We start from the raw sequence: 12,081 nt of genomic DNA on the forward strand, positions 1-12,081 counted from the left end.
TCCTTAGTGGGCGCTCTTGGCAAGCTGGGCGGCCCTGGCGGAATCGCCCGGCTTGATTTTCTGCAGGCCCTCGACGATCAGCAAATCACCGGCGGCCAGGCCGGACTTGATCAGCCAACGGTCCCCCAGCGTGCCGCCGGTGACCAGCGTGCGCTGTTCCACCTTGCCCTGCCTGGTCAAGATCAACGCAGTGGGCTGGCCCTTCTGGTTGCGGGTGACACCCTGCTGCGGTGCGGCGATGGCCCTCTCGTCCACGCCCGCATCGACGATGGCGCGTACGAACATCCCCGGCAGCAGGTCGTGGCGGGGATTCGGGAACAACGCGCGCAATGTGACATTGCCAGTGCCCGGATCCACCGTCATCTCCGAAAACTGCAGCGTGCCCGCCTCGGCGTACATGCTGCCGTCGGCCAGGCGCAGGCTGACCTTGACCTGCCCCGACTGCTTCAAGCCGCCGTTGGCCACGTCGCGCCTGAAGCGCAGCAGGTCTTCACTCGACTGCGTCACGTCCACGTAGATCGGATCGAGTTGCTGCACGGTGGTGAGCGGCTCGGCCTGGTTGGCCGTCACCAGCGCGCCGGGCGTCACGATCGAACGGCTGATGCGGCCGCTGATCGGTGCATAGACGTGGGTGTATCGGAGCTTGATATCGGCCTCGGCCAGGGCCGCCGTCGCCGCCGCCACATCGGCCCTGGCCTGGGCGTCGCCGGCAAGTGCGACCTCGAGATCCTGGCGACTGACGCCTTCGATCTCGACCAGTTCCTGATAACGCGCCAGCGTCGGGCCGCTGGTCATCAGATTTGCCCGGGCCTTGTCCAGCGCAGCCCTGGCCGAATTCACGCTCGCCTGATACAGGGCGGGATCGATCTGATACAAGGCGCTGCCTTCCTTGACGTCGGCACCCTCGACGAACAGGCGCTTTTCGATCAGGCCGCTGACCTGGGGCCGGACCTGGGCCACCTGAAACGCTGTGGTGCGACCAGGCAGTTCGACCGTCATCTGCAGCGCTTCCTGGGTGACTTTGAACACGCCGACTTCGGCGACGGGCGCCGGCGCCGGCGCCGGCGCCGACGCGGACGGCGAGCAAGCGGCAAGGAGTGCGCTGGAGACGAGCGGCACGATCAGTGCCGCCGTACGGACGTACGGTGGATAAGAAACGGGATGCATTGCGATGGACTCTCTCCGTGAGGATGATTGCGAACAAAAAAAGAGAGGCCATTCTAGTGACGTAACACGCGGAAAATCGTCTAGATTTCTGGATGATCAATCCAGTTTTCACATCTTGATCCACCGTCCCGTTATTCTTATCATCGGACGCGACAAATGCGCCGTCATCACCACAGCCGCCCCTCGATACGGCCTGTCTGCATCTCGGGATGCAGCCGAAAAAGTTCGACGATCCAGTCGACGAACACCCGGACCTTGGCCGTCATATGCGGGTTGTGCGGATAAACCGCGTGCACCGGAAGGGGATCGCTGCGCCAGTCTTCGAACAATAGCTCCATGGGGCCGGTGCCGGCAGCATTGATCAGGAAGGCCGGCAACTGCACAATGCCCAGGCCGGCAAGGCCGGCGCTCAGATAAGAGCCTGCATCATTGACGGACACCGGCCCCGGCGGCGGCAGGTCGACCCGTTCGCCGCCACGAACGAAGGTCCACGGGAAGGCGCGTGCCTTGCTTGACGAGAAATACGCCACGCAGCGGTGATGAATAAGCTGGGTCGGATGCACGGGCCGGCCGTGCTTCGATAAGTAGGCCGGCGTGGCCGCGGTGACAAAGCCGAGCAGGCCGATGCGGCGCGCGATCAGGCCGGAGTCAGGCAACTCGCCGAAGCGGATCGCACAATCGACGCCCTCCTCGATCAGGTCGGCCTCGCGGTCCCCGCACGCCAGTTCCACGGAGATGTCGGGGTAGCGATCGAGGAACTCCGGCAACGCCGGGATGATCACGCTCTGCGCCAGGCTGCTGGCGATATCGACCTGCAAGCGCCCGCCCGAGCGCATGCGGTTGAACGACAGCGACTCCTCGACCGCGCTGACGTCGGCCAGGATGCGCACGCATTGCTCGTAATACGCTGCGCCCTCGGCCGTGACGCTGGTATGGCGCGTCGTGCGGTGCAGCAGCTTGACTGCCAGATCGGTCTCCAGTTGCTGGACCAGCGACGACACCGTCGCCTTCGGGATCTGCATGATGTCGGCCGCGCGCTTGAAGCCGCTGGCCTGCACCACGTGGACGAAAACGCTCATCGCGTGCAGTTTGTTCATTGCGTTCTACCATCGTACAGATTCATGGATATTCCATCCAGTCGTGACGGGTTTATCCGGCTTGCCATCCTGCCTATGATCGTCATCTTGCTGCAACGATTCTTTTGAGGTGACAGGAGATATGGATGACGCCAGATGCGGTTATTGAGGATGCGAAAGCCGATCCGGCACAGGTTGATGTGCGCCCAATCACGGTCCAGGGCGAACGCGGGCCGCTGGCTGCGCGCCTGTATCGTGCCGCATGGGCCGGTGCGCGCCGGCCTGGCCTGATCGTATATTTTCATGGGGGCTGTTTCATCGGCGGCAGCCTGGACGACGCCGACGCCTTCCTGCGCCAGCTCGCCGCACGCAATCCGCAGCAGGCGATCCTTTCGGCCCGCTACACCCTGGCGACCGAACGGCCGTTTCCCGCTGCACTGGAGGACGCCTACGCCGTCTTGCAGTGGGCAGGCAGGAACAAGGGCAGGCTGGGCTGGAATGGCGGCCGGCTGATGGTGGCCGGCATCGATGCCGGCGCCAATCTGGCGGCGGCGTCGGCCCGGATCTGCCTCGATCGCAGGGGACCTGCACTGGCCGGCCAGATTCTGCTCATGCCGATGCTCGACGGCGCAATGAGCACCCGCTCGATGCGCGAGAACGCCCTCAGCGGCCGACTGGCCGGCGCGGCCGAGCTGTGCGCCGCCGGCTACCGCTGTTATGTGCCGTACCCCGGCGAGCGCTGCCATCCTTACGCCTCGCCGCTGCATTCGAGCCGGCTCGAGAACTTGCCGCCCGCCCTGATCCTCTCGTCGCAGGACGATCCCCTGCGTGACGAGGGGGAGCAATACGGCATGAACCTGATCGCACGCGGCGTGCGCACGACGGTCAGGCGCGTACCCACCGCAGATGGCGGCCCGTGGTGCTTTCGCCAGAACAGCATCTGCGCCAGCGCGGTCGATGCCGAAATTGCCGCCTTCATCGACAGCGGCGCCAGGGCCGCCATTACTGCGCACGCTCGGCACGGATGACGGCAGCGCCGCGGCCTGCGCACCCCAATGCCACACATGCCGCCAGGACGGCGATGGCGGCAGCACCCAGATAGGCTTGCGGCATGCCTGCAATGACCTGCCCCGGCCGCGCGCCGACGGCCTGGATGGCGGCGACGATCGCGATGCCCAGCGCTCCGCCGATTTGCTGGTCCATCTGCAAAAGGCCCGAGGCCGAGCCGGCATCCTGTTCCGGCACCGCATGCATGATGGCCATCGTGCCGGGCGCAAACACTAGCGCGATGCCGGCCGCGTGAACCAGCAGCGGCAGCAGCACGCCGTGCGCATAGCGGCTGTTTTCGTCCAGGGTGGCGAACAGCGCCAGGCTCGCCCCGACCACGAGACTGCCGGCCACCAGCAGGGCGCGCGTGCCGAAGCGCACCACCAGGGACGGCACGAAGTGCGCGATCACAAACACCGTGGCCGTGAGCGGCACATACGCAAGGCCTGCCATCAGCGGGCCAAGGCCAAGCACGCGCTGCAGATACTGCGCCAGCATGAAGAGCATCGAAAAATGCATCCCGACGATCAGGGCCATCACTGCCAGGCCGGCGAGCCGGTGGCGGTTACGCAGCAGATCCAGCTTGAGCAAGGGCTCCGGGTGCCGGCTCTCGATCTTGATGAAGACGGCAAACAGCACGCCGGCCGCCACGAACGACGACAAGGTGGGTAAGGTCGCCCAACCCGCTTCGGCGGCGTGGATGAAGCCGAACACCGCGGCGACCGAGCCAAAGGTGGCGCTGAGGGCGCCGCCGATATCGAGCCGCGCCGGCTTGACGGCCGTCTCGGCGACCAGGTGTTTGATCAGCAGCACGACGACGATGCCGACCGGGACGTTGATCAAGAGCGACCAGCGCCATGACAGGAACTCCGTCAGCACGCCGCCGAGTATCAGGCCGGCCGACGCCCCGACCGACGATACGGCAATGAACAGGGACATGCCGCGCGCGCGTTCGGCTTCGTCGCGCGCCATGAGCATGACCAGCGCCAGCACGCTCGGCGCCGCGAGCGCCGCACCAACGCCCTGGAGCACCCGGGCCAGAATCAGGATGGAGGGCGTTTGCGCGAGGCCGCCGAACAGCGAGGCCACAACGAACACGGCCAGGCCGACGCGAAAGGCGCGCACCTGGCCGATCATGTCGCCCAGCCGGCCGCCCAGCAGCAACAGACCGCCGAACGCCAGCGCGAACCCGTTCGGCACCCAGGACAGAGCGGCCGGGGAAAAGCCCAGGTCGTACTGCATACGCGGCAACGCCACGATGACAATCAGGAAATCCATCGTCAACATCAGCTGGGCGGCCAGCACCACCCATAGCGAGCCAGTGCGTCGTTGCAGGGGCCCGGCCGGGCTCAGTATTTTGCTGCTCGCACTCATATGGCATCCTTCGCCTGAAATTTTATGTATCGATGACTATATAGTGCATGCGCTCGGCTGGCAAACAAAATATAGCAGTCGCTATAAATATTGCGCGGGCGGCGGGCGGCGGGTATCATGGAGCGAGACGAGGAGAACAGAGAATGAAGGCAGTACGTCAGCGCCGACCGGCGTTCGATCGGGAACGCGGTGTCGAAATCGCGGAAGTGCTATTTCATGCGCGCGGGTATGACGCCGTGAGCGTGGCCGACCTGACGCAGGCACTGGGGATCGTGCCGCCCAGTCTTTACGCCGCCTATGGCAGCAAGCTGGAACTGTTCGAGCGGACCTTGCTGCACTATGTCCAGCACAATTCCCTACCGTTCGAGCAACTGCTCGCTGAACCAGGCGCGCCCGCCGATGTCCTCACCGGCCTGTTTGTTGCCTCGGCAAGGCATTGCACCGCCGATCCGCAGCGCCCCGGCTGCATGGTGACCGAGGCAATGCGCGCCGACGACGAACAAGCTGCCGCCATCGCCTTGACACTGGCCGAATACGGCACCGGTCTCTTGCGCGCCTATGTGGCCGCCCACGCACCCGCTTCCGAGGTCGAGCGCATCCTTGACTACCTGCTGCTGACCCTGCGCGGCATTTCCTCCTATGCCTGCCTTGGCTACTCGCAAGAGAAACTGGTCAACTGCGCCAGGATCGCGGGAGGCGCCCTGAATACCGAGTTCGCCAGCATGGGCGATCCGGCCGCAACCGTGCCTGCCTGAACGCCGCCGAGTGGCCCTCATGTATCGAATATAGTGATCGCTATAAAAATTTGCCCGCCACGCGAGTTTATGTAATGATCGCTATAAAGCGTCGCCGACGCTTTCGTACAGGAGAAAACACATGTCATTTCAGGGCAAGATTGCCGTCGTTACCGGCGGGTCGTCGGGCATCGGTTTCGTGATCGCGAAGCATCTGGTCACCCAGGGCGCCACGGTCGTCATTACGGGTCGCCGTCAGCAGCAACTGGACGACGCGGTCGCGTCCATTGGCGGTAGCGTAACCGCCATCAAGGCCGATACCGGCAATCTCGATGAACTGGCCACGATGTACCGCGACATTGAAGCAGCCCACGGCCGCATCGACGTCCTGGTGGCCAATGCCGGCACCGGCGAACTCGCGGTGCTCGGCGAGCTGACCGAGGCGCATTTCGACCGCATCTTCGATACCAACGTCAAAGGGGTCACGTTCTCCATCCAGGGCGCACTGCCGCTGATGCCGCAGGGGGCTTCGGTGGTGATCATCGGCTCCACCGCATCGATGGACCCAGGCCCGGGGCTGAGCGTCTATGGCGCATCGAAAGCCGCGCTGCGTAATCTGGTACGCAGCTGGATCCAGGAGATCAAGCCTTCTGGCGTCCGCATCAATATCGTGAGTCCCGGTCCGGTGGACACCGAGTCACTGCGCGGCATGTTTGCCGACAATGTCGAAGAGACGCTGGCATTCCTGCGCAGTCGCAGCATGGTGGGCCGGATTGGACAGCCAGAAGAGATCGCCCGCGCAGTGGCGTTCGTGGCGAGCCAGGACGCCGGCTACATCAATGGTATCGAGCTGTTCCTTGACGGCGGCGCCTCGCAGATCTGATACGCCTGTAGTTTTTTCCGGGCGCCGGAGCCGGCGCCCGCGTTTTCTGCAACGGCCTGCCAAGCCGCTAACAAACAGCACGCCTGCAGCCCGACCCTCAGTAAATTTAATTTCCCAAAAACGGAAATGACAAAACGAAACGGGCCTCGAAAGAGGCCCGTTCGTTTAATATTTGGAGGCGAGGATCGGAGTCGAACCGACCTAGACGGCTTTGCAGGCCGTATTCGTACTAATAAAATCAACGACTTAGCTGAGAACCGCACTTTTCGACGCTTGAGATCGCTCAAATGACGTCCTGACCCTCTGCAAGATTATCTTTCAAACCGTTCTCGTGGATCGTACTCGGAAATAGTGGTTCACTATGCGAGCGCCATGATGACGGTACTCAAACACGGCGGGCTCCAAAATAGATGAGCTAGATGAACGCTGAGCCGGGCACTACTGTCAGCGGTGTGATCGTCCAATACGGACTGCACATGATTTCCAAATGAATGCATCTTACGTCCTACCGAGGTCCGGCCCGACTATCTGGACCTGACGCACACTAACTGGATTCCATGAAAGCCGGGGCGAATCAGGCCATAGGACTTATTCCCTCAACGTGCGCTGATATGTACGGCGCTTTCCACCGCGCTCCAAGCTCCGCGCACGGTCCTGGCCGGGAACGGCCATGTTCCGGGGCGGGCCGGCTAACCGCGCACGCCCAGCAGTAGATCGACCTGAGCGCGCGACGGGATGCCTTCACGGGCCCCGAGCCTGGATACCGCAAAGCTGGCCGCCGCGCAGGCGAAGCGCAAGGCGGCGCGCAGACTCCGGCCTTCGAACAGTGCTGCGACGAAAGCGCCGTTGAAGCAATCGCCCGCGCCGGTACAGTCGATCGGCGCGGCGGGAAACGCGCTCTGCTGCGCCGTCGCGTAGCGGGTGACCGCCAATGCTCCCGCCGCGCCGCGGGTCACCACCAGCACGCGCGGCCCGAGCGCCAGCAATCGACGCATATGCTCGGGCTCCGGCGCCTGGCCGAAAACGCTCAGGTAGGTGACCTCGTTCATGAATACGATATCGGCCAGGTTTAACAAGCGTTCGATATCGCCGCTACGCTGCGCCATCGCGGCTTCGACGTCGATCGCCAGCAGGGTTCCGGCGGCGCGCGCCAGCGCATGCAGCTTCGCATATTCCGCAAAGTCGTATGGCATTGCATACAATAAGGCGCTCTCCCACAGCGCCGCCTCCAGGGTGGGCGTATCGAACGACGAGCCAGCCAGCGGCGCGTACACCAGCGCCTTTTCGCCATCAGCCTCGATCATCACCATCGCGCAGGCCGACTCGGCGCCTGGTACCGCGCGCACGCGGCTCGTATCGACCCCGTGGCGCGCATAGGCCCGCATCAGGAAAGGCGCGTCGGCATCGTCGCCGATCCGTCCAAACGCCTGGGTACGGCAACCCATGGCGCTGGCGGCGCAGCCAGCATTGGCCACCGTGCCGCCCGCGAAGCGGCCCAGACGCCGCCCCAGCATCTTGTGGCCAGAAGCTGGCGCCGCATCGACGGCGAACAGCAGGTCGACGTTCGGGTCGCCATAGGCCAGCATCCGGTACGGGCGCCACAGGTCGGCAGCCAGCTGGTCGAGCACGGGGCGGCCAGCGTCAATCACGTACTGCCCCGGCCTTGCGGTTCCCAGCATTCGGCGAGCCGATGTCGAACACCAGGAAGCGGGTCGGCCCACCATTGAAGTTGTTGTCGGAAGCCAGCACCAGCGCCGGGTTGCCGCTCTCCAGCAGTGGTCCCCATGCCATGGCCTCGTAGTTGTCGCTCCATCCCGGCGGCAGACGCGCGCTGTCGAACAGCAGGCGCTTGGCCGCAGGCCTCAGCGCGTCCAGTTGCTGCCCGAGTGGCAGTGCGGGATCGAGCCGGCTCGCGTGCGCCAGGTCGACCTCGTACAGCCGCACGTCGAAATCGAAATGCTTGCCTGCACGCTGGCGTCCGGCACGCTCCAGCACAAGCAGGCGCTCGCTACCCAGCGCCAGAATCTCGGAAACACCGTTGTCGACGAATCCACCGACAATCGCTGGCGCCGGCGCGGCGTCCAGCGGGTACGCATATTGCGCCATCATGGAGCCATCGCGCTTGACCAGGCTGACGCGGGTCAGCGCGTCCTGCCCCGGCGCCGGTGGCGGCCCGTCCTGGATCGGCGGGGCCTCCAGAGCCAGCCACAACGCCGCGCCATCCGGCGTGAACGCCATGCCTTCCATACACAGGTTGCTACGCCCGCCGCATTCGCAGTCGGGCCGGATCTGCAGTGCAGCCGGGTAAGGCAATTCCCCCAGGTGGCGGCCATCAGCATCGACCCGGCGCACGAACGACGGCACTTTGGCCTTGCGGTCGCCTTCGCTCGTAAGCCAGATGGCGCCATCGCGCGGGTCGATACGCAGCGCCTCGATGTCGGCAGATACGCCGGACGTGCCCCATGCCGGATAGCGCGCGCCGTCAGGCTGGCGCAGGATCACGGCCGCAGACAGCGCCATAAGCTCGATGCCGGCGGCCTTGAATGTCATGCGCGCGCGGTACAAGCGCGCCGGCGCATGCTGGCCGCGGTCGTCGCTGGCCAGCCACCACTCGTCACGCTCCGCATCGTAGTCCATGCCCGAGATGCCGCCGACGAGCGTGCCGTCGACACGTAGGTCGGGCGCCAGTTGGTAAGTGCCAACCAGGCGCAGCGTGGGCGCGGTGTCGTTCGGCGGCACGTGCGTGCATCCTCCCAACAGCACAACCCACGACAGCGCTAGTGTCCGCGCCAGTGCCCTGCCAGAAGCGTCATGGTTCATGCCAGCGTCCCGATCGCCTGTGCGACCAGCGCCAGCAGCGCGTCGTTGTCGACGCCAGTCACCGCCCGCACATTGACCGGCCCTGGCGCATCGTCGCGCTCACCAAACCAGGCCTGGACATGGCCTGCACTCGGGCCGTCGCGCCAGTCGACCTGCACATGGCACTCCTCGGTTCGGAACAAATCCGGCTGCGCCAGCCAGGCGACCGGGCAGGCGTCGTGCAGCAGCGAATCCTGCAGCGCGTAGGCCGCCAGCATCGCGCCAGCCGCCCTGCCGCAGGCGTTGCCCTCGCATCCGAACGCGCCGATCCAGTCGGCGTGCATTACCGCCTGGCTGGTCACGTCGAGCGGAAACAGCAACAGCTCGGCGCCGGATTCGCAGACCATGCGCGCCGCTACCGGATCGGCGTAGAAATTGAATTCGGCGGCCGGCGTGACGTTGCCCGGCACCCGCAGCGCGCCGCCCATCACCAGCACCCTGCGCGCCCGCGCCAGGATGCCCGGCGCCAGCATCTCGCACAGCGCCAGGTTGGTCAGCGGTCCGATCGCGACCAGGTCGATCGTCCCGGCTGGCGCCTGCGCCAGCAGCCGCGCCAGATGCACAGAGGCCGGACCGGCGTGGATTGTTCCCGCCTGCGGCAACTCGACGCCGCCCAATCCGTCCGCGCCGTGCACCAGGTTGCAGCGCGCCTCGCGCTGCCCGAACGGGCGCGCCGCGCCAGCGTATACCGGCACCTCGTCGCAGCCGGCCAGGTCGAGCACGCGGCGCGCATTGGCCGCGGTGACCTCCACCGGCCGATTGCCGGCGACGGTGGTCACGGCCAGCAGTTCGATCTGCTGAAGGCCGGCGGCCAACAGCAGCGCCAGGGCGTCGTCGATTCCCGGGTCGCAGTCAATGATGACGTGCATGCTCATGAGATTTCCTTGTTCTTGCTATCGCGCGATTGCAGGAAGGCGTCGATGGCGGCTCGGTCAGGCTGCGCCGCCTGGGCGCCGCGTGTCCCGCAGCACAGGGCTGCCGCCGCATTCGCCGCACGCAGCGCCGCGGTCGTGTCCTGGCCCTCGGCACAGGCGGCCGCGAACACGCCGGCGAAGGTGTCGCCGGCGCCGGTGGTGTCGCGCACTGGCACCAGGTGGCCGTTCATGCTGCGCACGCTCCCGTCGGGCGCCGCCAGCATGGCGCCATGGGCGCCCAGGGTCAGCAGCACCTCGCACGCGCTGGCGCGCGCCAGCGCCTGTGCGCGCATCGCGGGCGCGCCCGGCCCTACCTCGAGGGCGTCGGCCAGCTGGTGCAGTTCGATGCGGTTGACGATGACGACGTCGATATCGGCCAGGTCCGGCCGCCAACCTGTAGTGACCGGCGCGGCGTTGAGTATCACGCGGCAACCGTGGACGCGCGCGCGGCGCGCCAGCTGGCGCGACTGCTCGTATGGAACTTCGAGCTGCAGCAGGAGCACCCGCGCCTGCGCCAGGTCGGCGTCATGCACATCGTCGGCGCGCGCGGCCGCGTTGGCACCGGGCGCCACCACGATGCGGTTCTCGCCCCGGACGTCGAGCGTGATAAGAGCGGCTCCGGTGGCCATTCCCGGCACGCGCCGCAGCGCGTCCAGGCGCACGCCGGCGCGTTCCAGATTGACCAATGCGCTATCGCCCAAGGCGTCCTCACCCACCGCGCCGGCCAGCGCGACGGCCGCGCCATAGCGCCGCGCGGCGTGCGCCTGATTGGCGCCCTTGCCACCACCGTCCATCAGGAGCGCGCCGCCGAGAGTCGTCTCGCCCGCGCGCGGCGCCTGCTCTACCGCCACGCTCAGGTCCAGGTTGACCGATCCGAACACGATTACCATCATTGCTCCCCTCTACTCTAGATACTCCTTCAGGCCGGCCGGCGGTTGCGCCATGCCCGCGCCGCCAGCTGCGCAGCCAGCGTTGCCAGCTCGTACTCGGCGTTCACCGTGCAAAACTGCGCCAGCATATCCTGCGGCAGTGCCTGCCGTCCATGCATGGCGCCGGCGATTGCCCCGGCCATTGTGGCGATCGAATCGGTGTCGTTGCCGCACGACGCGGCGAGCGAGATGGTGCGCAGCGGATCGGCCCCGGCATAGGCCAGGATCGCCAGCGCGCTCGGCACCGATTCGGCGGCCAGCACCGAATTGCCAACCTCGCGCTCAAGGCGCTCGAGAAAGCGCCGGTCGGTGTCCCTGCCCCTGGCCTGCTGTGCGCGCGCATCGGTGGCGATGGCCACCGCCATGCGAATACGCGCCAATGAGTTCGGCCCGGCGACCAGGCGCGCATGGCGCGCGGCCAGCACTTCCCCATGCTCCGCGCCGGACAGCGCCGCCGCGATCACTTCCTCCAGAGCGGCCCCATCGACCGCCACGGCGGCGGCGGCGGCGATCGCGCAAGCGGCCGAAATGGCAACGTCGGTATCGTGCGACGGCAGGCAAGTCACCAACGCCTGCTCGCAGGCGGCGCGCGGGTCGCCCGGATGCAGCAGGCCGACCGGCGCCACACGCATGGCGGCGCCGTTGGTCGTGCCGACAGTCGTCATCTTGCGGCGCGAGGCGCCGATCACCCCGACCGCCCCGGTGTCGCGGCCATCGCGCAGCGCCAGCACGATGCCGGCCGTGCTCGGCCCCATGAAGCCGGCCTTCGGACTGTGCGCAGCCCAGTCGAGCAGGCAGGCAACCCACCCGTCCCGGCTCAATGCGCCGTCGGCATTTACCAGCGCACGCGCCAGGTAATACATCTGACTGGCGTCATCGGTCACCTCCGCACACTTGCCCCCGTTGGCGCCGGCGAAGGTATCGGCCGGCGGCGCGACGAAGCGCGTTACAAGATCGCCGTGGGCGGCGAAGATCTCGGCGATGGTCCACTGTTCGGTCGGCGCGCCGAGCGCGTCGCCCATGCCCGCCAGCGCCAGCGAGGCGAAAATCCGGTCTTCCAGTTGTTGCTGTTGCACGGTTACTTTCCTTGTCATGAAA

11 protein-coding genes are annotated in these 12,081 nt (G+C 66.2%); 3 read left to right on the forward strand and 8 right to left on the reverse strand.

Features of this window, described 5'->3' with window-relative positions; all coding sequences use genetic code 11:
• Positions 1-3: 3 nt before the first annotated feature.
• Together AC56KW_RS15160 and AC56KW_RS15165 are read right to left on the reverse strand one after the other, a co-directional pair.
• Positions 4-1,167, reverse strand: a complete 1,164-nt coding sequence (locus AC56KW_RS15160) for an efflux RND transporter periplasmic adaptor subunit (protein ID WP_497171512.1) — start codon at positions 1,165-1,167, stop codon at positions 4-6.
• 167 nt (positions 1,168-1,334) lie between these two features.
• Entirely contained in the window at positions 1,335-2,264 is a 930-nt protein-coding gene (locus AC56KW_RS15165) for a LysR family transcriptional regulator (RefSeq protein WP_497171513.1), read from the reverse strand.
• A 125-nt stretch (positions 2,265-2,389) separates the two neighbouring features.
• On the opposite strand from AC56KW_RS15165, the gene AC56KW_RS15170 reads away from it, so the two are divergent.
• Complete coding sequence (locus AC56KW_RS15170; protein ID WP_497171514.1) at positions 2,390-3,271, forward strand: alpha/beta hydrolase; 882 nt, start codon at positions 2,390-2,392, stop codon at positions 3,269-3,271.
• On the opposite strand, the gene AC56KW_RS15175 is transcribed toward AC56KW_RS15170, so the two are convergent.
• Positions 3,246-4,664 (reverse strand): MFS transporter, encoded by a 1,419-nt coding sequence (locus tag AC56KW_RS15175; protein WP_497171515.1) that lies wholly within the window; start codon positions 4,662-4,664, stop codon positions 3,246-3,248. The two genes, AC56KW_RS15170 and AC56KW_RS15175, sit on opposite strands and share 26 nt — an antisense overlap.
• Before the next feature lie 143 nt (positions 4,665-4,807).
• On the opposite strand from AC56KW_RS15175, the gene AC56KW_RS15180 reads away from it, so the two are divergent.
• A complete protein-coding gene (locus tag AC56KW_RS15180; protein ID WP_497171516.1) occupies positions 4,808-5,419 on the forward strand; it encodes a TetR/AcrR family transcriptional regulator in 612 nt (203 codons plus the stop codon).
• Positions 5,420-5,540: 121 nt separating this feature from the next.
• Positions 5,541-6,281 carry an SDR family NAD(P)-dependent oxidoreductase gene (locus tag AC56KW_RS15185; protein WP_497171517.1) on the forward strand — a complete coding sequence of 247 codons (741 nt, stop codon included), beginning with the start codon at positions 5,541-5,543 and terminating at the stop codon, positions 6,279-6,281.
• A 689-nt stretch (positions 6,282-6,970) separates the two neighbouring features.
• Here the strand turns inward: AC56KW_RS15185 and AC56KW_RS15190 are convergent.
• The 5 genes from AC56KW_RS15190 to AC56KW_RS15210 all read right to left on the reverse strand — a co-directional run bounded on the left by AC56KW_RS15190 (position 6,971) and on the right by AC56KW_RS15210 (position 12,059).
• Positions 6,971-7,930 carry a carbohydrate kinase family protein gene (locus AC56KW_RS15190; RefSeq protein ID WP_497171518.1) on the reverse strand — a complete coding sequence of 320 codons (960 nt, stop codon included), beginning with the start codon at positions 7,928-7,930 and terminating at the stop codon, positions 6,971-6,973.
• On the reverse strand, positions 7,923-9,020 hold the full coding sequence (locus tag AC56KW_RS15195) for an esterase-like activity of phytase family protein (RefSeq protein WP_497171519.1): 1,098 nt from the start codon (positions 9,018-9,020) through the stop codon (positions 7,923-7,925). The genes AC56KW_RS15190 and AC56KW_RS15195 overlap by 8 nt, the downstream gene beginning before the upstream one ends.
• Before the next feature lie 77 nt (positions 9,021-9,097).
• Positions 9,098-10,015, reverse strand: a complete 918-nt coding sequence (locus AC56KW_RS15200) for a nucleoside hydrolase (protein ID WP_497171520.1) — start codon at positions 10,013-10,015, stop codon at positions 9,098-9,100.
• Positions 10,012-10,947 carry a PfkB family carbohydrate kinase gene (locus tag AC56KW_RS15205; RefSeq protein ID WP_497171521.1) on the reverse strand — a complete coding sequence of 312 codons (936 nt, stop codon included), beginning with the start codon at positions 10,945-10,947 and terminating at the stop codon, positions 10,012-10,014. Before AC56KW_RS15205 ends, AC56KW_RS15200 begins: the two co-directional genes overlap by 4 nt.
• A 26-nt stretch (positions 10,948-10,973) precedes the next feature.
• Positions 10,974-12,059 (reverse strand): ADP-ribosylglycohydrolase family protein, encoded by a 1,086-nt coding sequence (locus AC56KW_RS15210; protein WP_497171522.1) that lies wholly within the window; start codon positions 12,057-12,059, stop codon positions 10,974-10,976.
• Positions 12,060-12,081: the final 22 nt, after the last annotated feature.

This window comes from Telluria sp. RT2P19 (assembly GCF_059685725.1).

Coding starts and splice junctions, on each gene's coding strand:
- AC56KW_RS15170 (WP_497171514.1), top strand. CDS start 2,390: ATGACGCCAGATGCGGTTATTGAGGATGCGAAAGCCGATCCGGCACAG.
- AC56KW_RS15165 (WP_497171513.1), bottom strand. CDS start 2,264: ATGAACAAACTGCACGCGATGAGCGTTTTCGTCCACGTGGTGCAGGCC.
- AC56KW_RS15185 (WP_497171517.1), top strand. CDS start 5,541: ATGTCATTTCAGGGCAAGATTGCCGTCGTTACCGGCGGGTCGTCGGGC.
- AC56KW_RS15200 (WP_497171520.1), bottom strand. CDS start 10,015: ATGAGCATGCACGTCATCATTGACTGCGACCCGGGAATCGACGACGCC.
- AC56KW_RS15175 (WP_497171515.1), bottom strand. CDS start 4,664: ATGAGTGCGAGCAGCAAAATACTGAGCCCGGCCGGGCCCCTGCAACGA.
- AC56KW_RS15205 (WP_497171521.1), bottom strand. CDS start 10,947: ATGATGGTAATCGTGTTCGGATCGGTCAACCTGGACCTGAGCGTGGCG.
- AC56KW_RS15160 (WP_497171512.1), bottom strand. CDS start 1,167: ATGCATCCCGTTTCTTATCCACCGTACGTCCGTACGGCGGCACTGATC.
- AC56KW_RS15180 (WP_497171516.1), top strand. CDS start 4,808: ATGAAGGCAGTACGTCAGCGCCGACCGGCGTTCGATCGGGAACGCGGT.